General features: G+C 67.2%; 23 protein-coding genes. 7 read left to right on the top strand and 16 right to left on the bottom strand.

The annotated features are described in order from the left end of the window. Positions 1-27 precede the first annotated feature (27 nt). A complete protein-coding gene (locus tag ACFOWZ_RS00885; protein ID WP_167971300.1) occupies positions 28-186 on the bottom strand; it encodes a hypothetical protein in 159 nt (52 codons plus the stop codon). A gap of 135 nt (positions 187-321) precedes the next feature. On the opposite strand from ACFOWZ_RS00885, the gene ACFOWZ_RS00880 reads away from it, so the two are divergent. Further along, the gene (locus ACFOWZ_RS00880; protein WP_372497496.1) at positions 322-741 is read left to right on the top strand and encodes an NUDIX hydrolase; all 420 of its coding nucleotides are present in this window, start codon (positions 322-324) and stop codon (positions 739-741) included. A 28-nt stretch (positions 742-769) separates the two neighbouring features. Here the strand turns inward: ACFOWZ_RS00880 and ACFOWZ_RS00875 are convergent, their stop codons facing one another. After that, positions 770-1,768, bottom strand: coding sequence for a DUF2332 domain-containing protein (locus ACFOWZ_RS00875; protein ID WP_382367173.1), 999 nt, complete (start codon positions 1,766-1,768; stop codon positions 770-772). Positions 1,769-1,782: 14 nt separating this feature from the next. Continuing rightward, positions 1,783-2,289, bottom strand: coding sequence for a MaoC family dehydratase (locus tag ACFOWZ_RS00870; RefSeq protein WP_030473030.1), 507 nt, complete (start codon positions 2,287-2,289; stop codon positions 1,783-1,785). A gap of 291 nt (positions 2,290-2,580) precedes the next feature. Between ACFOWZ_RS00870 and corA the strand changes: the two genes are divergently transcribed. Together corA and ACFOWZ_RS00860 are read left to right on the top strand one after the other, a co-directional pair. Further along, on the top strand, positions 2,581-3,660 hold the full coding sequence (gene corA / locus ACFOWZ_RS00865) for a magnesium/cobalt transporter CorA (RefSeq protein ID WP_382367171.1): 1,080 nt from the start codon (positions 2,581-2,583) through the stop codon (positions 3,658-3,660). Positions 3,661-3,799: 139 nt separating this feature from the next. Next, entirely contained in the window at positions 3,800-4,177 is a 378-nt protein-coding gene (locus ACFOWZ_RS00860) for a hypothetical protein (protein WP_382367169.1), read from the top strand. On the opposite strand, the gene ACFOWZ_RS00855 is transcribed toward ACFOWZ_RS00860, so the two are convergent. Beyond that, positions 4,161-5,237 carry a DUF2332 domain-containing protein gene (locus ACFOWZ_RS00855; RefSeq protein WP_382367167.1) on the bottom strand — a complete coding sequence of 359 codons (1,077 nt, stop codon included), beginning with the start codon at positions 5,235-5,237 and terminating at the stop codon, positions 4,161-4,163. The two genes, ACFOWZ_RS00860 and ACFOWZ_RS00855, sit on opposite strands and share 17 nt — an antisense overlap. Before the next feature lie 64 nt (positions 5,238-5,301). On the opposite strand from ACFOWZ_RS00855, the gene ACFOWZ_RS00850 reads away from it, so the two are divergent. From ACFOWZ_RS00850 to ACFOWZ_RS00840, 3 genes are all read left to right on the top strand, one after another. After that, entirely contained in the window at positions 5,302-5,970 is a 669-nt protein-coding gene (locus tag ACFOWZ_RS00850) for a metallophosphoesterase family protein (RefSeq protein WP_382367165.1), read from the top strand. After that, a complete protein-coding gene (locus ACFOWZ_RS00845) occupies positions 5,960-6,817 on the top strand; it encodes a hypothetical protein (RefSeq protein WP_030473025.1) in 858 nt (285 codons plus the stop codon). Before ACFOWZ_RS00850 ends, ACFOWZ_RS00845 begins: the two co-directional genes overlap by 11 nt. 505 nt (positions 6,818-7,322) lie before the next feature. Further along, positions 7,323-7,799 (top strand): GNAT family N-acetyltransferase, encoded by a 477-nt coding sequence (locus ACFOWZ_RS00840; protein WP_382367163.1) that lies wholly within the window; start codon positions 7,323-7,325, stop codon positions 7,797-7,799. On the opposite strand, the gene ACFOWZ_RS00835 is transcribed toward ACFOWZ_RS00840, so the two are convergent. The 3 genes from ACFOWZ_RS00835 to ACFOWZ_RS00825 form a co-directional block, all read right to left on the bottom strand. After that, positions 7,792-8,067: a hypothetical protein gene (locus ACFOWZ_RS00835; RefSeq protein ID WP_382367161.1), complete on the bottom strand. Its 276-nt coding sequence runs from the start codon at positions 8,065-8,067 to the stop codon at positions 7,792-7,794. The genes ACFOWZ_RS00840 and ACFOWZ_RS00835 overlap by 8 nt on opposite strands. Positions 8,068-8,127: 60 nt before the next feature. Then, on the bottom strand, positions 8,128-9,120 hold the full coding sequence (locus ACFOWZ_RS00830; protein ID WP_382367159.1) for a hypothetical protein: 993 nt from the start codon (positions 9,118-9,120) through the stop codon (positions 8,128-8,130). Between the two features lie 90 nt (positions 9,121-9,210). Further along, positions 9,211-9,435 (bottom strand): hypothetical protein, encoded by a 225-nt coding sequence (locus ACFOWZ_RS00825; RefSeq protein WP_382367157.1) that lies wholly within the window; start codon positions 9,433-9,435, stop codon positions 9,211-9,213. A gap of 58 nt (positions 9,436-9,493) precedes the next feature. On the opposite strand from ACFOWZ_RS00825, the gene ACFOWZ_RS00820 reads away from it, so the two are divergent. Next, entirely contained in the window at positions 9,494-10,294 is an 801-nt protein-coding gene (locus ACFOWZ_RS00820; protein WP_382367155.1) for a metalloregulator ArsR/SmtB family transcription factor, read from the top strand. A gap of 4 nt (positions 10,295-10,298) precedes the next feature. Here ACFOWZ_RS00820 and ACFOWZ_RS00815 read toward each other — a convergent pair whose 3' ends face one another. The 9 genes from ACFOWZ_RS00815 to ACFOWZ_RS00775 form a co-directional block, all read right to left on the bottom strand. After that, a complete protein-coding gene (locus tag ACFOWZ_RS00815) occupies positions 10,299-11,144 on the bottom strand; it encodes a hypothetical protein (RefSeq protein WP_382367153.1) in 846 nt (281 codons plus the stop codon). Positions 11,145-11,216: 72 nt separating this feature from the next. Then, on the bottom strand, positions 11,217-12,104 hold the full coding sequence (locus tag ACFOWZ_RS00810; protein WP_382367151.1) for an SDR family NAD(P)-dependent oxidoreductase: 888 nt from the start codon (positions 12,102-12,104) through the stop codon (positions 11,217-11,219). Positions 12,105-12,356: 252 nt separating this feature from the next. After that, positions 12,357-13,541 (bottom strand): ABC transporter ATP-binding protein, encoded by a 1,185-nt coding sequence (locus ACFOWZ_RS00805; RefSeq protein ID WP_382367149.1) that lies wholly within the window; start codon positions 13,539-13,541, stop codon positions 12,357-12,359. Between the two features lie 8 nt (positions 13,542-13,549). Beyond that, on the bottom strand, positions 13,550-14,395 hold the full coding sequence (locus tag ACFOWZ_RS00800) for a carbohydrate ABC transporter permease (RefSeq protein ID WP_382367147.1): 846 nt from the start codon (positions 14,393-14,395) through the stop codon (positions 13,550-13,552). Then, positions 14,395-15,318, bottom strand: a complete 924-nt coding sequence (locus ACFOWZ_RS00795) for a carbohydrate ABC transporter permease (protein ID WP_382367476.1) — start codon at positions 15,316-15,318, stop codon at positions 14,395-14,397. Before ACFOWZ_RS00795 ends, ACFOWZ_RS00800 begins: the two co-directional genes overlap by 1 nt. 35 nt (positions 15,319-15,353) lie before the next feature. Beyond that, positions 15,354-16,607, bottom strand: coding sequence for an ABC transporter substrate-binding protein (locus tag ACFOWZ_RS00790; protein WP_382367145.1), 1,254 nt, complete (start codon positions 16,605-16,607; stop codon positions 15,354-15,356). A 192-nt stretch (positions 16,608-16,799) separates the two neighbouring features. After that, entirely contained in the window at positions 16,800-17,333 is a 534-nt protein-coding gene (locus ACFOWZ_RS00785) for a general stress protein (protein WP_382367143.1), read from the bottom strand. Between the two features lie 171 nt (positions 17,334-17,504). Continuing rightward, entirely contained in the window at positions 17,505-17,939 is a 435-nt protein-coding gene (locus ACFOWZ_RS00780) for a barstar family protein (RefSeq protein WP_382367141.1), read from the bottom strand. A 25-nt stretch (positions 17,940-17,964) separates the two neighbouring features. After that, positions 17,965-24,114 (bottom strand): RHS repeat-associated core domain-containing protein, encoded by a 6,150-nt coding sequence (locus tag ACFOWZ_RS00775; protein ID WP_382367139.1) that lies wholly within the window; start codon positions 24,112-24,114, stop codon positions 17,965-17,967. Positions 24,115-24,120 lie beyond the last annotated feature (6 nt).

The following is a 24,120-nucleotide window of genomic DNA, read 5'->3' as shown; positions in this document are numbered from 1 at the left end:
GTCCCTGCCTCCCGGCGAACCGGGTGACTAGAACAATTGTCGCACGAAGGTGATCAGGGCCTCAGCTGCAGTTCGCAGCGAGTTGAGGATGTTCGTGACCAGCTGTGCGGCCTGCTGTGGCTCCGCGATGAGGAAGAACAGCAGCAAGGCGATTCCGGCGAAAGTGAGAATCTTCTTCAAGTTCACGGTGTCCACCCCGTCCGCGTTCGCACCCGTTTGGCGCCGTTCGTGACCGTTGTACAGCACGATTCAGGACCTTGGGAGATTTGTACCGCAGCCGGGGTAGTGCACAGCACCGCCGTTCCGGTGTGACTACGCTTCGTGATCGTGACCGCCAGCAGTGAGCGCACGATCCGTTGCGTCGGAGCCGTCGTGCATGACTCGAACGGGCGACTACTGCTCGTGCGACGAGCCAATCCGCCTGGTGAGGGCACGTGGTCGATACCAGGTGGGCGCGTGGAGCCGAATGAGACGGATGAGGCAGCCGTGACTAGGGAACTCGTTGAGGAAACGGGACTCTCCGTCACCGTCGGCCGCCTGGTCGGCAGCGTCGAACGACCGGCCCCGAACGGGGTTTTCTTGATCTTCGACTACGAATGCCAGGTCACGTCGGGTGTGCTCCGAGCGGGCGACGACGCATCGGATGTCGCCTGGGTCGACAGTGCGACGTTGGCCACACTTCAGACCGCTCCCGGCCTGCTGGAAGCGCTTTCCGACTGGAACTGCCTGCCCAGGGCCTGATCAGGGTTCACGCGATCGGGGCGGGCCCTCAACGCCAAACGAGACGTTGCCCGTGGGCCTCGGTGGTCGCCAGAGTGGTCCTCGAAACCTCGCCGTCACGCACCTGGATGAGCCCCAGCTCACCGGCCTCGTGGGCGGCCCACCAGACAGGGCGCCCCAAAGCCGACAAAGCGGGCACCAGGTCGAGTCCCGACCCGCTGGTGATCACGACGAGCGGCGCGTCGATCGGCTCGACGGCCTTGGCGAGGTCCGCGACCGGGTCACCGGTGACGAGCCGCGGCGGGTTCTTGCGCAGCACCCCGCAGGCGACGCCGAACAGGCGCAGCCGCTCCGGCTGGTCGGCCCACACGCACGCCTCCAGCCAGGCGTACGCGTCCTCGTCGGCCAGGTCGGCGGGTGCCACCCCGATGCCCGCCTTCGCGGCCACCTTGACCGTCTTGGGCAGCAGCTTCGGCAGCACCGCGCCCGGCGCGAGCTCGAGCGCGCAGTGCAGGCCCAGCGCGGCCTTGGCGGGCCCGGCGACGAGTTGGCCGGCTTCCGCGGTCTGGTAGCGGTACGAGTACTGGTCGAGCCCGAGCAGCAGGCCTGCCGTCGTGGCGGCCTCCACGAGTCCGATCGGCCCGCCGGCCTGCTTCGCCGCCGCGGCCACGGCCGGGTAGAGCAGGGCCGCGCGCCGCACCTCGTTGGTCTGGATCACCTGCGAGCCGACGAGCGATCTGACCCGGTCGCCGCGCTCCAGCAGGAAGTCCCGGAACAGCGGCCAGGTGCTCTCGTCCGCGCCGTAGGTCCCGCCGAGCGACGGGTAGTAGTTCGAGAGCTGGTGGAACGGTTCGGCCTGCACCAGCCGGTGCGCCGCCGCCAGCAGGAGCTCGCCCGTGGCGTTGCCCTCGCTGGCGGCGGTCAGCAGGTCGGCGACCTCCGGATCCTCTGCGGCACGCGACGCGAGGTGCTCGTAGAGCGGCGAGACACCCGCGGCCTGGGCGGCGAACTCGCGCAGGCGCTGCTGTGCCAGATCCAGAGAGGTCACGTCACTACCCCAAATCAGTCGGATGCAGGTTCGGGGCGCCCGGGCTGCTCGCCGCCACGCGCGTCACCGTAGGACTTCTTCGGCACCATGACCTTGCGCCGGAAGATGCACACGACCGTGCCGTCCTGCTTGTAACCGCGCGTCTCGACGTAGACCACGCCCCGGTCGTCCTTGGACTTCGACGGCGTCTTGTCGAGCACCTCCGTCTCACCGTAGATCGTGTCGCCGTGGAACGTCGGCTTCACGTGCCGCAGCGACTCGATCTCCAGGTTGGCGATCGCCTTGCCGGAGACGTCGGGCACGGACATGCCCAGCAGCAACGAGTAGATGTAGTTGCCGACGACGACGTTCTTCTTGAAGTCCGTCGTGTTCTCCGCGTAGTTCACGTCCATGTGGAGCGGGTGGTGATTCATCGTGAGCAGGCAGAACAGGTGGTCGTCGTACTCCGTCACCGTCTTGCCAGGCCAGTGCTTGTAGACCGCTCCGACCTCGAACTCCTCGTAGTACCGACCGAACTGCACCGCGCCTCCAACTACGTGTGATCGAGATCTGTCTCGGGTGGGGAGACAGTCTTCACACGGAGGGAGTACCCTCGGCAACCGGTGTGTGAGGATTTCCACCACCCGTGCCCTTCGCCCCGAGGAGGTGAGGACCCCTAAATGAGCAAGGACCCCCACCCTGCCAGTACCAAGCGCGTCCTCACCGAGGTGGCCTTCTAGATCCATCTAGAAAGTTCCGAAGTTCCACCTGGTCAGGACGCCCGTCGTGCTTTCGCACTTCCACGCCGGCGTGTGTACCTGGAGGAACTCACCATGCCCAGCCTGCCCTCGATCCGCGGACGAGGCTCCCAGCGCGGCCCAGCAGGGCAAGTTCCGCACGTCCCCGTCCCGCTGTCCCACTACGTGGTCGACTGCGCGGTGTACGTGGACGGCAAGCGCTTGCCCGGCCGGTGGACGCACACCGACGCGGTCAAAGAGGTGCGCAAGCGGGGCGACGGGTTCGTCTGGATCGGCCTGCACGAGCCTGACGCCGAGCAGATCGAGGGCATCGCGGAGACGTTCGGGTTGCACGAGCTCGCCGTCGAGGACGCCGTGCACGCGCACCAGCGCCCGAAGCTCGAGCGGTACGACAACACGCTCTTCATGGTCTTCAAGACCGTCCGCTACGTGACCAACGAGTCTCCCGACACCGCCAACGAGATCGTCGAGTCCGGCGAGATCATGGTGTTCCTCGGCAAGGACTTCGTCATCACCGTGCGGCACGGCAACCACTCCGGGCTCTCGAAGCTGCGTCACGTGCTGGAGGCCGACCCGGAGCGCCTGGAGATCGGCCCGTCCGCGGTGATGCACGCGATCGCGGACCAGGTGGTCGACAACTACCTCGAGGTGACCGACCACATCGAGGACGACATCGACCGCATGGAGGAACGAGTCTTCGCGCCGCGCACCGAGGTGAGCGCGGAGCAGATCTACATGTTCAAGCGCGAGGTCGTGGAGCTGCGCCGCGCGGTGATGCCGCTCGCGAACCCGTTGCGCCGCTTGGCGGAGGGCTACACGCCGCTCATCCCCGAGCAGGTGCGGGCGTTCTTCCGCGACGTCGACGACCACCTCACCGAGGTCTCCGAGCGCGTGACGGCGTTCGACGAGCTGCTGACCACGCTCGTCGACGCGACGCTCGCCAAGATCACGCTCCAGCAGAACACCGACATGCGCAAGATCACCTCGTGGGTCGCGATCATCTCCGTGCCCACCATGGTCGTCGGTGTCTACGGCATGAACTTCGACTACATGCCGGAGCTGAAGTGGAAGTTCGGCTACCCGCTGATCATGAGTCTGGTCCTCGTGGCCTGCCTGACGCTCTACCGAATATTGCGCCGAAATCGCTGGCTGTAGTCCCGGTTTCGCTCGCTTTGTTCGTTGTAGAAGGGCTTCGTCATGACCAGATTGCTCACCAACATCCGCTTCTGGATCCTCGCGTTCCTGCTCTGCTGGATCACCACCGTGTTCGTCCTGATCAGCGGAACGCCCTGACGTGCACCGCCAGCTGACCAACCTGCGGTTCTGGATCTTGGTGTTCGCCGTGGGCTGGCTGCTGATGGTGTTCGTGTTCATCGCGTTCTGGCCGGAGCCGGGCGGGGAGTCGCCGGACGAGCTGGCCGTCGAAGTGACGAACGCGTTGCGCGCACACGACTTCCACAAGTTGGAGCCGTTGCTCGCGGTCGGCGGCGAGGACGTGGCGAAGTCGACCGTCGAGCGTTTCCAGGCCGCGCAGGTGGAGCGCGGTGTCTACCGCGACGGTGCCGTCGTCGTCGAGTACACGCACGACGGCACCCGTGCGGAGTTCCGGTTGCCGGTCGAGGTGCGGGACGGACGGTTCGTCGTGAACCCGCTGGTCACTCCCAAGGGGTGACGTCCCAGGTGAAGGGGATGCCGTGCCCTTCACCGACGCCGAGGCACAGCGAGATCCCGGCCGGCCACAGCTTGAGCATCAGCGCGAACTTGTAGTCGATCTCCCGGCGCGGCTCGAACACCAGCAGTGCCAACGGTGTCGTGGGTGTCGCCTTCGCCGCCGCGTCGGCCAGGACGGCCCGGCCCATCGCGCGGTCGGCGGGCGAGACGTACTGCCACACCACCGAATGCCACACGACCGTCAGCACGTCGCGTTCGACGCGGGCGAGCTGTTTGGCGAGCCATTCCGGGCCGGCCGACCGCTCCACCCTGACCGGGTCGGTGGCGGCGAGGTCCAGCGCGTCCCTGAGACGGTTCCACCGGTCGAGCTGGTCGGCCCAGACGAACGAGCTCAGGTGCAGTCGTCCGTCCTCTGTGGACACGTCGACCGGGTAGAGGTCGCAACCGGCCCTGCCGACGACGCGCGGCCGGTGGCTGAGGTCGGCGGGCGGCCTGCCGGTCCACTGCGGGTCGAGGACGAGGAGGCTGTCCGGGTCGCCGAGAACCCCGTCCTCCAGCCGGTAGCCGACGTGGTGCGGACGCAGGTTGAGCCCGCCGCTCGCGCCGACCTCCAGCAGCCGCACGCAGAACGGCACGTGCCTGTTCGCGGCCTTCGCGGCCTCCTGCGCGGCGACCACCAGGCCGCCGTAGAGGGGCGCGCTGCGGCCGGGTTCGTTGGTCTGCACGACAGTTGCCTGAACGCGGTGCCGGAGCAGGTCGGCGTGCTCGGTGAGGGCGGGCAGCGCGTCCTCCCACAGCGTCGGCAGGTGCGGCCGGCCGCCGACGGACGGGTAGTGCTTCGCGAGGTCCGGCGCGCGCCCTTCGAGCACGAGCCGGTGCACGGCGCCCGCGAACCGCAGTCCGGGCACCTGGCCCTCCCGGTCGCGTTCGGAGCCCGCCATGATCCTGGCGGTGACGCCGCCCTGCCGGAGGTCTGCGGCAGCGTCGTCGAGGAGTCGCTGGGTCAGCGGACTGCGGTCGCGGCACCCGCTCGCGGCCGCGGCGAACAGCTCGGCAAGCACGGCGTTGACGCTAGTGGCAGCGCTGTCCCGCGTCATCTGCAGACGGCCTCATTACGCTGCTGGAATGGTTCGGGTGCTCGCGGTGGCGGACGAGATCGTCGAACAGCTGTGGACTGATCAGGTGCACTCCCTGGAGGTGGACCTGATCGTCGCGGCGGGCGATCTTCCCTTCGACTACCTGGAGTTCCTCGCCAACGCGCTGGACAGACCGCTGGTGTTCGTACCCGGCAACCACGACGTCGACCTCTCCGGCTACTCGAACGTGCGCGGCCTGTGGACCAAGGCGGGCGTGCCGGTGCGCTGGCCAGGTCCAACCGGTGCGGTGAACGCGGACGAACGCGTGGTCGACGTCGCCGGCCTGCGCATCGCCGGGCTCGGTGGTTCGATCCGCTACAACAAGGGCCCGAACCAGTGGACGGAACGGCAGCAGGCCCGCCGCGCCCGCCGGGTGTCCCGGCTGGCCGGGTGGCGCAGGCTGCGGGACGGACGTGGCGTGGACGTGCTGCTGACCCACTCACCACCGCTCGGCTGCGGCGACGAACCCGACGCACCACACCGGGGCTTCGCTTGTCTCAGTTCACTCGTCTCGCGGCTGCGGCCGTCGTACCTGCTGCACGGCCACATCCACCCGCACGGGGTGCCGCGCCCGGACCGGGTTCTGGGCTCGACGCGCGTGATCAACGTGGTTCCGCACAAGGTGCTGGAGATTTCGGGGGTTCGCGATGAGACGTGACACCGGCTTTCCCGTGGCCGACGCCGAGAACGACTTCTTGAGAGCTCGCCGCCGCCAGGTGATGTCGCGTCTCGCGGCCTGGCTGCGCCGCGAGCCGGACGACGTGAACATCATGCTGCCGTTCCACGAGGTCGTGGAGGCCCTGGGCATGGTGTCCGAGAAACGCCTGGGCCTGCAGTCGATCCGCCTGGACTCGATCGTCGGCAGCGTCGACCGCACCCGCGACTTCGACCGCCGCTTCCGCCCAACCTCCGGCCGAGTGCGCGAACGCTGGCAACGCCTGGCCCTGGCCCAGCGCCGCGGCGAGAACGTCCCGCCGATCGAGGTGTACCGGATCGGCGAGCTGCACTTCATCGTCGACGGCCACCACCGCGTGTCCGTGGCGCACGCGATGGGCCAGTCGACGATCGACGCCTACGTGACCCAGGTGGTCACGCGCATCAACGCCTCCGGCATCCGCTACCGCGGCGACCTGATCGTGAAGGACTACCGCCGCCTGTTCCTGGAACGAGTCCCCCTGACCGGCGAGGCCCGCGCCGCCGTGGTGCTCTCCGACCCGTGGAACTACGCCGAGCTCGGCGAGACCGTCGAGGCGTGGGGGTTCCGTCTCATGCAGGACACGGGCTCGTTCCTGGACCGGGGCGAGGTCGCTCGGCGGTGGTACGCGGACGAGTACAAGCCCGTCGTGGCGATGCTGCGGCAGGCCGACATGATTGGCGACCGGACGGAGACCGAGGCTTACATGTGGGTGGCGGCGGAGCGGTACCGGTTGATCCGGACGCACCGGTGGGATGCGGAGGTGATCAACGCGGTGCGGGAGGAGGCGCAGGGGCACGGGCGCCGCTAGTGCCTGGTATCGAAGTCGGCACCCGAGCGCTTGCTGATTGGCGCGAAAAGCACGTTCGGGCCATCTATCGGCCCGAACGTGCTTTTCCCGCCAAAAAAGCCTGAACCGCTCTACTTCGATACACGACCTGGTTAGTCGAGGCGGGGGTGTGCGGCCTGGCCGGGGTGAGTGGCCGGGCGGAGTGAGTGTGGCCACGGTCAAGTGCTTGCGGCCAGACCAGATGTGTGCCGCCAAGGCCGAGTGCGTGCGGCCAGACACAGGTGCATGCGGCCGGGCGGAGTCTGCGGAACCAGGCGCAGTCTGCCCACCAACCTAGGCGGAGACCGTGCCTACCGGGTGCCGTCAGCCGACCAGCCCAGGCGGAGGGACCTTCCCCGCAGACGCCGTCAGCCGACCAGCACACGGCCATCCCCTCCTGGCGCGATTTCCGCTGCGGCCGCCGGGAAGCCGGACCGTGCGCGAAACCCGCTCGCCCCGCCGCCTCCGCCGTGGCTAGCGTGCGCCGGTGACCGATCTTGTAACCGAACGCCTGATCCTCCGCCCCTGGTCCGAGCTCGACGTGAAGGCCGTCGTGGAAGAGGCGCGCCAACCGTCGTGGGCGGCCGACTTCCCCTCCGAGGGCGACACGGTGATCGCCGGTGTGATCGCCGAGAACCCGGAGTGGCTCTCGCCGTCCGGCCACCGCCTGATCGTCGAGCGCTCGACGTCTGAAGTTGTGGGATCCCTCGGACTGTTCTGGCCTCCTTCCGACGGACGGGTGGAGATCGGCTACGGCGTGGTGCCCTCACGGCAGGGACGCGGCTACGCGTCGGAGGCGACCGCGGCACTGACCGAGTTCGCTCTGTCGTTGAACGAGGTGCACACCGTCCACGCCAACGTCGAGCCGTCGAATCCGGCTTCCGCGCGCGTGCTGGAGAAGGCGGGCTTCAGCCGGTGTGCCGCCACCGACGAGCTGGTCAGCTACCAGCGCACCGTCAGCTGACCGGACCGAACTCGCGGTCGAGGACCGCGGGCCAGTCCCATTCCGCCAGGCCGCCGTTCATGAGGACGTCGCGCCAGTCGAGCGCGCTCAGTTCGACGGCCTGCCACAGCCGCTCGACGCTGCCCTCCGCCATCAGGACGATGGCGGCGTGCACGCGTTCCACCACCTGGTTGCCGGACTCGGCCAGGGCTAGCGCGTCCAGCGCCTCAGCCGCATGAGCACCGAAGTCGCGGGCGACGCGTGCGGCGACCCGGTTCGAGACGCTCACCGCGACACCCGCTGCCCGTCGGGCAACGGCCGAACCTGCCCACCACCCCTCTCGGCACGCTCACCGCGGCGCCACCCGCGGGCCGTCCGCGTCCGGCAGCGGACGCGCCTGGTCCAGCACCTCGTCGGTGTACTTGTCCAGCAGCCGCGTGCCGATCTGCTGCGCGTACCCGAAGATCACCGCCCACAGCAGCAGCGCGGCCGCGGACGGGATGCCGATCAGCCCGCTCGTGACCCCCGCGCCGAGAGCCAGAATGCCGACCACCGCCAGTGCCGCGCCGAGCATGATCTTGATCAGGGCCTGGTAGCCGATCATCACGTACGGCGAGAGCGATGGCCGGCGGCGTAAGAGCAGGACCACGGCGGCCAGCACCGCGCCGAACGAGCCGAGGACCTGCACCAGCCACACGTCCACGCCGGACGCCTTCGCGGTGCCGCCGGGGCACACCGTCGGCAGCGCGTTCTCCTTCGGGTCCACGCACAGCGGGATGATGCCCGGCTTCACGATGCCGACCACGCCCAGCACGGTGTTGATCACGAACAGCACCAAAGACGCCGCGATCAGCTTGTTGCGCAAAGCACGGGAGCCCGCGTGGGCGAAGTCCGAGTTGTCGTAGGCCGCTCGCAGCGCGTCCACCACGATCGCGCGCTCCACCGCGGGCGTGAACTCCCCCGGCCGCAACGCCTCCAGGGCTCGGCGGCGCGGATCGTCGTCGTCGAGGTACTGCGCCACGCGCGCTTGGAGACCGGGCAACCTGCCGAGGAAGCCGCGCTCCGCCGAGATCGTCGCCACCTCGGCCTCGTGCAGCGCGCGCCAGGCCCGTTCGATGTGCCAGCCCGACCACCACGACGGCAGCATGCGCCACCACGGCTCGCGGTCGCTGAGCATGTGGTCCACCACCGCCGCCTGATCCTCGGCGGTGCGGCGCCACACGTCGCCCTCGGGATCGACCGGGTCGGACGGTCCGAGCGCAGCCAGATCCGCGCGAACCCGGTCCAACCGGGACTGCACGACGAGTCGCCAGTCGGTGACTCTGGGTTTGCGTTCGGCCATGTCCCGATGGTGACAGGCACCCCTGACAATTTCGGCAGCCATCCGTGTGACGTGCGGAAACGTCACCCGAACACCCCACCCGGTGATCGACTAGCCCGAAGCGGAGAACGTGGCGGCCTCCGCCAGTTCGTCCTTGTCGAACCTGTACAGCCCCGCCACCCTCAGCCGTCCGCTCAGCCACTCCAGCAACGTGTCCGAGAGCGACCCGGGCAGCCGCGTGCCCAGTTCCGCGGACAACCACTCCCAGGAGCGCTCACCGAGCCAGGGCCGCCCAGACGGGACGAGTGCCCGCAAAGCCTCGAGACCGTCCTTCACCAGCACATCCTGACGTATGGACTTGCGCTTATATACGCAAGAAGTTATACAACTGCCTGTGGACGTCTTCGAAGCCGTGGCCGAACCCACCCGCCGCCACCTCATCAGCCTGCTGTCCGAACGCGACCACACCGCCGGCGAACTGGTCGACAGCCTTCCCGCCCTGACCCAGCCCGCGGTGTCACGGCATCTCAGGATCCTGCGCGAGGTCGGCCTCGTCGAGGCGCGACCGGACGGCCAGCGCCGCGTCTACGCCCTGAAACCCGATGGCCTGCAACGCATCGACGACTGGATCACCCCGTACCGCCGCTTCTGGCGCGACCACCTCACCGCACTCGAACAGCACCTGGAGAAACCAGTGAACGACCTCGGCACCGTGACCACGACCGGCGACCACGCCACCCTCACGTTCGAGCGCAGGCTCAAGTTCCCGATCGAGAAGGTCTGGTCCGCGATCACCGACCCGCAAGAACGCAAAGCCTGGCTCGGCACGACGCACATCGACGACGGCACCATCGTCATCGAGCCGGAGGATCCGCCCGCTCCAGCGGAGGCGAAGAAAGTCACCGGCCGCATCCTCACCTGGCAGCCGCCGGACAACGGTCACGCGGTCTTCGAACACGAGTGGCGGCAACGGATCGTAGAGGACAGCGTCGTCCGCTACGAGCTCACGGCCGACGGCGACGAGACCCTGCTGACGCTCACCCACCGCGGACTGTCCGAACGGAACGCACTCGGCTTCGTCCCCGGCACGCACGCCTTCCTCGACCGCCTGCAGGCGCACCTGAACGACGAGGAGCCTCCGAACTGGAGCGAGCGCTACGCACAACTCGCACCGAGCTACCCGGCGTGGCGGTGACCGGTCACGGCAGCGCGAGCGCGGCGTCGATCGTGACGTCCAGGAAGGCGAGGGTGTCGCGACGGCGGGCCAGCGGGTCGCGGTAGCTCCGGCGGCCCTCGGCGCCGCCAGTGCGCAAGCTCAGGCTTTCGGCGACGATGCGTTGCCAACGCGGATCGAACGTCGCCTGGGCGTACCGGCCGGCACCGGTCTTGGAGGTCATCTCTCCGGTCGCGAGGACGTGGTGCAGCCGGCTCACCCCCAGCACCGCCCACACCGGGAACCACGCGGTGAGCCCGATCGCGAGGGACAGGGCGCGGCGCTGCCGCTTCTGCCGCCACCAGGGCCGCCAGTAGGTGCGGAGGTTGTCGACCGTGAACGCGCGCAAGGCGTCCAGGTCGGCCCGCAGGTCCACGTCGACCGGCTCGGGCCCGCGCACCCGGATCCCGTGCCACGCCAGCTCGCAGAACGTCACGGGGTTGATCCCGGACCGTCCGGACGGGACGAACCGGCCCTCCTGCGCGCAGGGAACGTCGGGACAGCGGTCCGGTCCGGCCGCGAGGTCGCTCCACGTGAGCACCGCGCCGTCGAAGTGCGGCCGGGGGAACCGGGCCGCGGTGCGGGCGTGCGCCTCGGCCAACGCCGCCATCTCGCGCGACTCGGGTTCGACCCGGCGGTCGGTCACCGCGACGAAGTCGACGTCGCTGGCGGTGCTGAGCCGTCCCTTGCCGCCGTGCGGTTGGAAGTCCCCGAAGGCCACCGAGCCGACCAGGTAGAAGCCCGTGACCAAGCCCGGCGCCAGGTCGTCCGCGGTCGTCAGGAACAGTTCCACGGTCCGGCCGACCGGGATCGGAAGATCACCGTTGGGCATGTCAGCCAACCTGGCGATCACACGAGGAGAGGCGCCGCCCAGGGCGAAGCGACGCCTCCCCTCCCGCGGGGCTCAGGCGGTCTGCGACGGCTCCACCAGCGCACGGAGCCGGGGAGGCATCCTCTTCTCCAACCCGTACGGTTCGAGGTGAGCCTGCAACACGCCCGTGAACGCCCGCTCGACCGAAGCGGTGTCCCAGTTGTCGCTCTCCAGGATCGGCTGCTTGAAGTACGGCTGCCCCACGATGTGGAGCTGACGCCCGTTGCAGCGGACGACCTGCCCGGTGATGCCCTCGGAGCGGTCCGAGAGCAGGAACAGCACCAGCGGCGCCACCTTGCCCGGCGTGCGGTCCGCCGGAATCGCGCGCAGGGACCGTTCCGACTTCCACACCATCCGCGTGTGCGCGACCGGGCACACGGCGTTCACGCGGATGCCTTCCGACTCCAGGTCGAGAGCCCACGAGTAGCTCAAGGACGCCACCGCACCCTTGGTCGCCGAATACGTGGCGAGTTTGCGCTGGCCGAAGGAGGCGCCGGAGGAAATGTTGATGATGGAGCCGCCGCCGGACGAACGCATCGCCCTCATCGCGGCGATTCCGACGTAGATGACGCCGAGGACGTTCACCTCGACAACGTGTTTGATCGTCTCGGGGTCGTCTTCCCAGGGCGCGGTCTCGTAGTTCAGTCCCGCGTTGTTCACCAAACCGTCGACGCGGCCGAATTCGTCGACGCACAGGTCGACGATCTTGGCGGCCTCGCTCGGGTCCGCGACCGTGTGGTTCGAGGCGACGGCACGGCCGCCGTACCCGCGGATGTGCTCCGCGACCCGCTCCGCCAGGTCGCCGTCGTTGTCGTTGACCACCACCGAAGCGCCCGCGAGGGCCGCGTGCATCGCGTAGGCCTCGCCGAGACCTCGGCCCGCCCCCGTGATGACGACCGCTTTTCCGTCCAGGATCCCCATTGCACGCTCTCTTTCATCACTCGGCGGCGGCTCCCCGGAACCCCCCTGTGGTCCTGTACCCGCCTTCGACAAGCGTGCTGACCAACCGAAGCCGCGAACTAGATGTTTCGATGAGAAGTCGCTGCCGAGCGCCCAATGGCGAACCGAGTTCGGCCCGGCAGATGGTCCCGACTAATCGGCCCTAACCCGAACGAGTGACAAAAACGGGCCGCCTCCCCACGAAGCGGGGAAGGCGGCCCGGAAAACGAGAATTCAGCGTTCCGTGTAGGTCAGGTTCCTGCCGCTGGACGGATCGAAGAGCTGGATCTTGTCCGCGTCGAACCAGATGTCCGCCGAGGCTCCCTCCACCGCGCCGGACGCCGACGACAGGCGCGTCACGAGCGAGATGCCGTCACCCGGCACGTCGTCCGATCCCGCGTCCGCCGCGAGCTCCTGCAGCTCGGCCGACGCCGCCTGCTCACCGGTGAGGTTGAAGTAGGCGAACTTGTCCGAGCCCATCGACTCCAGCACGTCCACCTGGGACGTGAACTTGCCACCGGACGACAGCGCGCCCGCGTCGACCAGTGCCGCGTCCTCGAAGTGCTCGGGGCGGATGCCCATGATCACCTCGCGGGGCGCGTCGGCACCCTCCACCAGCTGCCGCACCCGGTCCGTCAGCGTGCAGTCGCCGAGGACCGACCGCAGCGAGCCGTTCTCCAGCGTCGCCGGCACGAAGTTCATCGACGGCGAGCCGATGAAGCCCGCCACGAAGAGGTTCGCCGGGTGGTCGTAGAGGAACTGGGGCGCGCCGATCTGCTGCACGACACCGCCGCGCATGACCACGACCCTGTCGCCGAGGGTCATCGCCTCGGTCTGGTCGTGCGTCACGTAGACGGTGGTCGTGCCGAGCTGCTTCTGCAGGCGCGACACGGAGGTCCGCATCTGCACGCGCAGCTTGGCGTCCAGGTTGGACAGCGGTTCGTCCATGAGGAACGCCTTGGGGTTGCGCACGATCGCACGGCCCATCGCCACGCGCTGCCGCTGGCCACCGGACAGGTTGGACGGCTTGCGTTCAAGGTGTTGCGTGAGGTCCAAGATCTCGGCTGCCTCGCGCACCTTCTTCTCGACGGTCGTGTTGTCCACCTTGGCCAGCCGCAACGGGAAGGCCATGTTCTCCTTCACCGTCATGTGCGGGTAGAGCGCGTAGGACTGGAACACCATCGCGATGTCGCGGTCCTTGGGCGCCTTCTCGTTGACGCGCTGCCCGCCGATGCGCAGCTCGCCCTCGGTGATGTCCTCCAGGCCCGCGATCATGTTGAGGGTGGTGGACTTCCCGCAGCCGGACGGTCCGACCAGGATGATGAACTCGCCGTCGGCGATCTCCAGGTTGACCTCCTGCACGGCCAGTGCGCCGTCGGGATACCTCTTGGTCACCTGGTCCAGAACGATTTCTGCCATTGGTCAACTCACCCCTTGACGGCGCCGGAGGTCAGGCCGGCGACGATCCGGCGCTGGAAGAACAACACGAAGAGGATGATCGGGATCGTGATGACCACGGCGGCCGCCGCGATCGACCCGGCCGGGTCCTCGAACTGCGAGCTGCCGGTGAAGAACGACAGCGCCACCGGCACGGTCCGCGACTGCTCGGTCGAGGTGAGCGAGATCGCGAACAGGAAGTCGTTCCAGCAGAAGATGAACACCAGGATCGCCGTCGTGAACACACCCGGCGCGGCCAGCGGCGCGATGACGCGGCGGAACGCCTGCCCCGGCGTCGCTCCGTCCATCTTGGCCGCCTTCTCGAGCTCCCAGGGGATCTCGCGGAAGAACGCCGACAGGGTGTAGATCGCGAGCGGCAGCGCGAACGTGATGTACGGCAGGATCAGGCCGGGCCACGTGTCGAACAGGCCGAGCGAACGCTCGATCTCGAACAACGGGGACACCAGCGAGACCTGCGGGAACATCGCGATCAGCAGCGAGACGCCGACCAGCAGGTTCTTGCCGGGGAAGTCCAGCCGCGCGATGGCGTAGGCGGCCATCGTGCCGAACACCACGGCGATCGTGGTCGCGATGATCGCGATGCCGATGGAGTTGACCAGCGCCCGCGTGAACTCGGTCGTGGAGAAGATGTTCTGGTAGTTCTCCAGGCTCCATTCGCGCGGGATGAAGTTGCCGTCCGCCAACGTCTTCGACGACTTGAAGGACAGCGAGACGATCCACAGCACCGGGATCAGCGCGTAGATCACGACGACCGTGTTGAGCAGGCCCCAACCGACCTTCTTGCCGGTGGTGTCGGCTCCTCCGATGCCAGCCATCAGCGCTTCCCCCCGTCGTCGCTGCCGGGCGCAGCGGTGCCGAAGAGCTTGATGAAGACGAACGCGATCAGCGCGACCATGAGGAAGATCAGCACCGACATCGTCGACCCGATACCGAGGTTCAAGCCCTTGATGAGGTTGTTGTAGGTCAGCATCGACACCGACGACGTGCCCTGCGAACCCGCGGTGAGCACGAAGAGGTTGTCGAAGATGCGGAACGCGTCCAGCGTGCGGAACAGCAACGCCACCAGGATCGCCGGCTTCATGATCGGCACGGTGATCTTGATGAACCGCTGCCACGCGCTCGCGCCGTCCATCGCGGCGGCCTTGAGCAGGTCGTCCGGCACGAGGGCCAGACCCGCCATCAGCAGCAGGGCCATGAACGGCGTGGTCTTCCAGATCTCCGCGAGACCCACGACCATCAGCGCCGGGATCTTCTCCGTGAGCACGGGCTCGCCGCCCAGCGCCTCGGAGAGGTAGCCGGTGCCGGGCGTCCAGGCGAACCGCCAGGAGAACGCGGCCACGACCGTGACGATGCCGTACGGGATCAGCGACGTCGTCCGCACGATGCCGCGGCCGACGAGCGCCCGGTGCATGATCAGCGCGAGCGCCATGCCCAGCACCAGTTCGACCGCGACGGTGACCACCGTGAGCAGCACCGTCACCCACACCGCATCCCACCAGTACGGGCTGCTGAGCACGGTGACGTAGTTGTCGAACCAGATCCACTCGGTGCGGTCCGGGAACTTCAGGTCGAACCGCTGCATCGACAACAGGATCGAGTAGAGGATCGGCCAGCCGGTCACCGCGATCATGGTGAGCGCGGCGGGCGCGCAGAGCAGCCAGCCGAGTCTGCGCTCGGCCTTCTTGCCCTCGCTCAGCGCGGCCTTCTTCTTGGGGGCGACGGGTTGCGCGGCGGTCAGGTCGGACGTCCCCGTGTCCTCCGTGGTCGCGTGACTCACGGCAGCACCCCCTTGGAGTCGAGTGCGTTCTGGAGTTCCTCGCGCAACCGGTCCGCCGTCGCCTTCGGGTCGATGCTCGCGGGCGGCGACAGGATCGTGGAGATCACCGTCGAGACGTTCTGGTAGGCGGGCGTGCGCGGCCGCACGCTGGCGTTCTCCAGCGTCTTGAGGATGTCGTCCTTCATCGGGTACGCGTCGACCATCTCGGGCTCGTCGTAGACGGACTTGATGGTCGGCGGCACACCGTCCTTGAGGGCGGCGAGCTTCTGGCTCTCCGCACCGCGCAGGCACAGCACGGCGTCGAAGGCCTCGTCCGGGTGCGTGGTGTAGTTGCTGACGGCGTAGTTGATGCCGCCGACGGTGACCTTCGCGGCGTCACCGCTCACGGTGGGGTACGGCGCCCACTTGAAGTTCTTCGCGAAGTCCGGCTTCTTCTGCGCGGCCGCGTAGACGTACGGCCAGTTCAGTTCGAACGCCGCTTTGCCGGACTCCATGAGGAGGCGTGCGGGATCCTCCGTGGAGTTGGAGAACGACGGGTCGATCGCCTTCGAGGTGGCGAGCTTCTTCAACGCTCCCAACGCTTCCACGGCCTTGTCGTCGACGATGGCCTTGGTGCCGTTCTCGTCGAGGATGGTGCCGCCGTTGGAGTTGACGAGGGTGTTGAACAGCACGACGAGCCCCTCGTACTGCTTGCCCTGTCCCACGATCAGGCCGGGCTTTCCCTGTGCGACCAGGGCTTCGGCCATCGAGATCATCTCGTCCCACGTCTTCGGCGGCGTGGGCACGAGGTCCGAGCGGTACCAGAGGAGCTGGACGTTGGTGTTGTCCGGAGCCCCGTACAGCTTGCCCTCGTACGTGGCGGTGTCGAGCGGCGTCTGCAGCGTGCCGTTCTCCACCTGCGACTTGACCGAGCCGGTGAACTCTCTGATCCACCCGGCCTTCGCGAGTTCCGCGGTCCACGTGACGTCGAGCGCGAGGACGTCCATGCTGTCGTCCTCGGCGGCGAGTCTGCGCACCATCTGCTCGCGCTGACCGTCCGCCTCACGCGGCAGCTTGTTGTAGACGATGTTGTAGCGCCCGCCGGCCTTCGCGTTGCAGCTGTCGACGATGGCCTGGAAGTTCTCCTGGTTGTACTTGTAGACGTTCACGGTGATGCCCTGGCCGCCAGAACCGCACGCCGTGAGCGTTGTAGCCGCGAGCAATGCGGCCCCCGCCCCGACGGCGAGTCGATAGCGCCGTGTCGCACCCATCGGCCCTGCCTCCTTCCCGACTACACGGAGGAGCCAGACCGCCAGCGCCCGGCACCTCGTCGTGCCACCGGCCGCACCGGGCAGACCGGTCAACCGAACCTAGGCCCGGTGATCAGGAGCCGCAACCAAGAGGAGCAACGATTCAGAACCAATCGTTATCGATCGTTGGCCGAACTGAGTGTTTTTTCAGGGTCAGCTGCCGGGGTTCACGGGCCTCATCGCCAGCTTGGCGAGCAGGTCACGGCCCTTCTCGGCCGACTTCGGGTGGCACAGCACGTCGTACCGGCCGGCCACCAGCTGACTGGCCGACTGGAAGTCCCGCTTGCCGCGCGCCGACCCGTACCCGACCGCCGCGAAGACCAGCCCGAAGAACACACCGGTGATCAGACCGGTCAGCACGGGCCCGACCGTGACCCCGGGCTCGGTGCTGAAAAGGGTGAGCAGCAGACCTACGAACAACCCGAACCACGCACCACTGGCCGCACCGGTCGCCAGAACGCGCCCCCAGGTGAGCTTCCCGGTGATGCGTTCGACGAGCATCAGGTCCACGCCGACGATCATGACGTCCTGCACGGGGAAGTCCTCGACGGCGAGGAAGTCGACGGCACGCTGCGCTTCCTCGTACGTGGCGTACGAGCCGATGGGCCACCCCGTCGGAGGGGTGGGCAGGCGGGGCGGGACGCCGGGCCGGTTCGAGCTGGCGAACGGACTCGTCACAGGGACCACCTCTGTCGCGACGCGCTGATCGTTCCATCCTGCCAGTGCCCGGTGCGGTGTGCTCAGACGCCTACGGGTGGTTTGCCGGGATCGCCCACACGTACCACCGCGCACGGACATGCGCGTGCGCCCGGCAGGACATGCCCGCCGGGCGCACGACGTCGTTGACCGCCTGCCGAGTCAGCCTCCCGTCACACGGCCCCAGGAGCCCCAGTAGACGAACTCGAGCTGGCTAGCTCCTTGCCCGCCCCTCTCGACCGACTCGGTGATCCGCGAAAACCGGACGACCATGCGCGCAAAACGGCGAACATCCCGCTCTGCGATCTGACCGGCATCAGAAATGTGCACGACCACGGTCTTCTCCGGATCCACGAAGAACTCCTGGAGGAGATCCCAGAAGGCATCCCAGTTCTCGACGTCCTGAGGCATGCCGATCGCGCCGGCCACGACCTCGACCGTCTCACGTTCACCCGCGCAACCCAGAAGCGAAATGACCTTCGAGTCCAGACCGAAGCTGCGCAGGCGGCGGATCGCCGCGTCCTCGCCCCCGCCATCAAGAAGAAAAGGCGGTTCAGGGCATTCAGGAAACACCCTGTACAGCGAATGCCACTTCATGCCAGTTCAACCAATCCCGAGCAGCTCAGCGCAGTCTGATGAAAGTCTTGTAGTGATCACCAGTGTAATACACCTCATTGTTCTTTCCGAGCACCAGGCGTTCCGCCCCTCGGCCGCCTTGCAGGGTTCCCAGAGGCCAGATGTCAGTTTCCGTGTAGTAACCGAGCGGCTTCACCGGCAAGCGGTTCCGGTTGTTCTGGAACTCGCCGACAGGACGGCCTGGCGCTTGCCCTTGCATCGTGTGAGCGGGTGGCCGGTTGTTCATGTCGAAGAAGTCGACCACGAAGTTGATACGTTCTTCGAGGTCAGCCTTGCTCTGACCGAACACGCCTCGCTTCAGACCGTTGGCATTGCAGTTGTGCACGAGTACCGCAGTGGCACCCACTGCAACGAAGAACGTGTGGACTGAGTCGACCGTCAGGTTGTAGGTGCGCTGAGACGCGCTGTAGTGACGAACTGCGACCAGTGCGGCTCGGCCGTTGCCCGGAGTTTGCAGCAGGTCGCCGGACTCCAGCTCAACAGCCGGGACCCACCGGTCGGCACCAGCATCGAAGAACGGGTGGTGCGCCGTCGTGCGAATGACCTCCGGTCCGCGCGGTGTCGAGACCGTCAGATCGACGTATTCCTTGTCCTCGTCCGTGACGATGACCGCGACCACTTCGTGTTGTTCGACCTGCTCGCTCGCCGGCTCGCTGTTGGCGACATCCGATCCGACCTCAATCTCATCGATGCGCTTGGTCGTGCCGTCCGCCATCAGCACCAGGGTGTCCCCGGTGAAGCTGTTGCGGCCGCACACCCGCTTCACGAATCGCTGGACGGACCTCGCCAAGGGGGCGTTTCCGCCTCGTCCGTTGCCGGAGAGAGCCCCGGTCTCACCGAGGAACAACAACCAGGGAAGGCTGATCTCGTTGTAGTCCTCGATCGAGCAGCTTCGCTTGCAGTACGCGATGAGCGTGTTGAAGGTGTTCTCGACGTTGTCCTCTGAACCGAGCTCCCCGTAGATCGGCCCCCCGAACGTCTTCATGGCCCGAGGGATGTGGACGTCGGCCTCAGCGGGGGTCCACGGCAACTTCACACCGTTGAGGTAGGCCGCACCTTCCGTGTAGTCGGCGACGAACCCGCTGCCGTAGTCCTTGACGGACTGAAGTGCCACGCCTCCCGGAGCGTCACTGCCACTCGAGTAGTTGTTGTGGCTGAGGTGGCAGTTGTGGACGCACTGGCCACTGACGTTGTTGCGCGGCCCGTTGGGGTTGTAGCCGGAGTCGCCCGCACAGACGTTGTAGTCGCAGTAAGCCAGGCCGGTCGGGTCGCTGAACGTGATCGGGCTGTTGTTGGCGTACGCGTAGGCGTTCCACTGCTGCGGGTCGGCGTGGTCCATGATCGGGTCGACCGACGTGAACTTGCCGAGCGCCGCGTCGTACTGCCGCGCCCCGATGTGCACCAGACCGGTGGAATCGTCATCAGTACCTCCGACGAAGCCACGCTCGCCAGGGAAGTCCGTTGCGGTTCCGCGAAGTTCACCGAACGGCAGCTGACGACGTTGCTGCACGTCCATCGTCGAGCGGTTGACCGCGATCTGGTTCGTGCCCTGGATGTCCGAGGCGAGCCAGGTCAGTTTGGTCTTGCCCTCGCGCATGGCGACGGCCTTGCCGCCGTGCGCGTAGTAACGGGTCACGGTCGGAGTGGTGGCGCCCTTGTCCAGCCGCAGCTCCTGGTCTCCCAGGTAGAGCGTGGTGCCGTTCGGGTCGCGGCGGATCAGCCTCGAACCATCGGCGCCGTAGACGAACTCGGTGACCTTGGTGCCTTCCGTCACCTTGGTCACGCGACCTTCCGCATCCCAGTCGAAGGTCTGGTTGTTGCCCTTGACCTTGCGCGTCGCGGTGGCACCGATCGCGTTGTAGGTGAACTCGTCGACCTGGTTCAACCCAGGACCTGTCGTCGTCACGGAGTTCACCGCGTGCGCCCGTGGCGAACCGCTCGCCGGGTAGCCGTAGGTCCGCGTCGTGTCGCCGGACGCGGCATGCCGCGTCTCGGTGAGCCGGTTGCCGGTCTGGTCGTAGCCGAAGGACTGCCAGTAGGGGGCCGGCCCCGACAACGACGCCGTTGACGGTGCACCCGCGCAGTCACCGCCCGGGGTCCACGCTTCGGTGAGCCGGCGGAGGTAGTCGTACTTGAAGCACTGGCGGTCGACGGCCTTGCCCTGCACGGCGTCGGTGATCGAGTTGATGTTGCCGACAGCGTCGTAGGCGTAGTTCACATCAGCCTGCATCGGTGACGCGACTTCGGCGTCGACGATGTAGCGGTTCATCCGGCGCGTGTTGTCGTCGTAGTAGTTCGACAACCACATGCGCTTTCCGGTCGTGCCGAGCTCAAGCCGGTACAACTCACCAAGACGTGTGTAAGCCGTGGTGTTGACCAGCGTGTCCGTTCCCGAACCGCTCAACCCCGCCGACGTCTTGAGGGGTCTGCCGAAGTCGTCGTACTCGGTCAGCACGGTTTCCGACGGCATGCCCGCCGCGGTGATGGAGCCGTACCCGATGGATCCCCGGCTGCCGTCGGCCTTGTAGGTGAAACTGGCTTTGTAAAGGCCCTTGAGGGGTCCTTCACTGTCCGGGATCTGCGTCTCGACGGAGAGCGGCTTGTCGAGCGACGAGTACGCCTTGATGCGGTTGACGTAGGCCTGGCCACCGGAGTAGTGGGTCGACGTTGCCAGCAAGCCCTTGCCGTACTGAGCGGTGTCGTACGCGAACTCCTGCAGAACCGTGGTACCGGACTTGACGGACTTCTTCCGGCCCAACGCGTCATAAGTGTTTGTCAGGGTGGTGTTGCGAGCGTCCGTCACGGACTCGACGCGGTTGAGCGCGTCGTAGGTGTAGGTCGACGTGCCCTTGTCGACGTCCTCCGTCTTCGTCAGACGGCCGCGCAGGTCGTAGCTCCACCGCCACGTGTTGCCAACCTGGTCGGTGACCGACGCGAGCTTGCCGGACGAGGTGTAGCTGTACCGGGTGGTGTCGTGGTCACCGGACGCTGCGGCACCCTTGTACTGGTGCAGCTCGGTCATCTCGCCACGAGCGTTGTTGACCACCGTCGTCGGTGTGCCTCCGGAAGGCGGCGTGGTGTCGACGCGGTCCCCGCCGTAGGCAGTCGTCGAGCGCCACTTCTCCTGACCACCTGCCTGGAAGATCGTGTTCTTGGCCCTGCCCGCGTCGTCGTACTCGGTGCGGGTGAGGCCCGGCACGTCGGTCTCGCTGAAGGACAGGAGGTTCTTGTCGACCGGGTTGGCGTTGAAGAACTCCTGGGTCGCGCGGACGACACGGCCCTGCGAGTCGTACCTGGTGTCGACGATCAGCCGGCCGCCGTAGGTCGGGTACTGGTTCTGGCGCGGCCGGTAGAGCCCGTCGTAGACGACCGTGGACTTGAGGTAGTTGCCGTTCGGCGCCAGCGTCGTCGAGGTGATCGAACTCGGCGCGTCCCGCTGGACGTCGTAGACCAGCGACATGCTCGGCCGGTCGGAGAAGTCCTGACGCGGGCGGTTCGGCTTCCACAGGTGCATGGTGCGACCCAGCGGGTCGAACGCCGCCTCGGTCGTGTTCTCGTTGGCGTCGACGATCTTCGAGGCCAGGCCCCAAGCAGGCTCGACCGTGCTGGTGACGGCATGTCCCAAGGGATCTGTGACAACGGTGCCGGTCAAAGGTCCGCCGGTGGCCGGGATGTACTCCGTCCGCGAAGTGTTGTTCAACGCGTCCGTGACTGCGAGCGGCCGGCCGTACGCGTCGTAGGTCGTCGTCGAAGCCACTGCCCAGATCGGACTCGACGCGGGCCTCTGGTCGATCACCTCGACCTTGGTCACGTTCGCGGAGTCGTCGTAGGTGGTCCTGCTTCCGCCCAACGCCTGAGCGGGGAAGACCGCCGCGGTTGTGCAGCTGACGGCCACGGTCTCGGACTCGGACGGGTACGACCACATCCACTTCGCCGGGTTCTGCGCGTACACCGTCCTCGTGCAACGGTCGTCCGCCGCGGTGCCGACGTCTCCCAGGTCGTTGTTCGCGACGACCTGCCCGTGGTCGTCGTACTCGCTCTCCGACTTCGTGACGCGCCAGCCGCCGGCACGGAGCTTCGTGTAGGAGGACGTGGACGCCGTACCCGTCCAGTACGCCTTGTAGTCCCCACGAGTCGAGGTGGGACCTGCCCAGGACGGGGTCGAGATCGTCTTCGTGACGACGTCCTCACCCGTCCCGCTGTGGTTCTGGCTCTCGAAGCTGAAGCCGTGCAGCCAGTCGGAGTCCTCCCTCTCGCCACCCTCCGAGTCCTTGACCTTCACCGAACGCGCACCGTTGTTCGGCAGTTTGTCGCCGTGCATGCCGCGGTAGAAGCGTTCTTCGGTCATGGTCACCGGACCGCCGGCATCGTTCTCGTGGCCGGTGCGGATGCGGACACGTCCATAGCCGCGGAACTCGTTCCAGGACTTCTTGTCGTCCTTCGTGAACTCCGACCTGTCGTAACGCCATGCGGCGCCGTCCAGGTACTCGTACTTCACGATCTGCTCGGCGCTGCCGGCGTACCGGTCCGAGGTCGTGATCGACTCGACCACGTACTTGTGGAAGTAGTCGTCGCGTTCGGCGCCGAGGTCGGGAGCCCACTTCACGGGGTAACAGCGCAGGCTGTTCGACTCCGCGTTCGCGGGCATCGTTCCGCCTGGAACGCAGTCCGGAGCCGCGTACTTGACCGTGGTGACACCACCGGCCTCGGAGACGACACCGGTGATGCGATAGCGGTTCAACGGACCGATGCCGGTCGGGGTGTCAACGCGGTTCGGCATCGCCGTGCCCTCGAACGTGACCTCGGGAAGCGCGGCTTCTCCGCCGACCAGTCCGGTGTGGGTGATGCCCTTGAGCCACAACGCGGCCTGGTAGACGTCGTCACCCTTCGGGAACTCGTGTCGCAACGTCCAGCGGTCCACGTCGGTGTAGCCGGTACCGCGCAGAACCCGCGTGGTGATCGTGGAGAGCTTCTTGGTCGACCAGAAAGTGGGCGAGTAGTTGTCCTTGCACGTCCCCGTGTCGCAGCGTGCGGAGATCGGCGAGTCCGGCCAGTTCTCCTTCTTGTCGAAGGTGCAGCTGGACTCCTTGACACACCTGTCGGTCAGGCCGAACTCGACCCTGCCGGCCGCCTGTCCCGGCACGGTGGTGTGCAGACCGTATTCGATCAGCTTCAACGCGCCCGCACGTACGTACGTGGCAGCCGCTTCTTTGAGGTTCTTGCCGTAGTTGTTCGTCTCGGTCTCGTACGAGTACAGGATCACGTTGCCACGAGGATCGACGACCTTGTCGAGCATCCACCGCCACGCCTGGTCGCACGACGAGCCGTCGAATGTCGTCTGGTGGCACGGCTCGCCGTCGTCGTCGCCGAAGACGGGAACAGTCCACGTCGACTTGGCCTCTGGCCGCGAGCCGAACAGGTACTGCGTGCCGTCGGCCGTGGTGATCTTCCACGACTCGCCGTCGTTGTCACCGTTGCCGGCCACCGTCAGCCGCTCGATCCGCGATCGGTCGTCGGACTTGCCGTGCCAGGTCCCGGTGGCGTCGTCCTTGATCAGCACGCCGCCGCGGCCGCCGTACGACGCGGTGGCGTTGTCACTGCGCCAGCACAGGTCACCTGTTTTCGGAGGCGTCGTGCCACCGGTGTCGTCCTGGGCACAGGCTCCGTAGGCGCGTTCGATGAACCCTGCGCTGAGATCCCAGCCTTCACCGACCCACGAGGGCTGGTTGTTCGTGACCGCCGTCAGACCGTCCACAGCGGACGACCGGTACGACAGGCCCAGCGAAGGGGCGAATCCACCGGGTGCCGGTGGCACCCGCAAGGGATAGGCCCAGCTGAAGTCTCCGCTCTGCTTCGACACCTCCCACGACGCCGATGCGGAGAACGGTGTGGCGGCGAAGGAGCCACCGCCCGGCGTGCTGCTCGCCGCCGGCTGGTTGCCCGACAGCGCTCGCGACGTGGCCTCGTCCGGGCCGCGGGACGCGAGGGAGCCGTTGGTGACGGGCACGGACTTCACGTCCGGCGCGTTCACCGACGGGCCGGGGGCGGCGATCGCCTGCTGTTCGACGGTCGCGGTGACGGCGGTCAGCGCCAAGCAGACCGCCATCCCTCTCAAGAGGGCGCGCTTCAGTTTCATGTGGTC

The organism is Lentzea rhizosphaerae (assembly GCF_042649515.1).
GTDB classification, from domain to species: Bacteria; Actinomycetota; Actinomycetes; order Mycobacteriales; family Pseudonocardiaceae; genus Lentzea; species Lentzea aerocolonigenes.
Note: the sequence above shows the minus strand (reverse complement) of the source record. Positions and strands in the feature narration are given on the sequence as shown.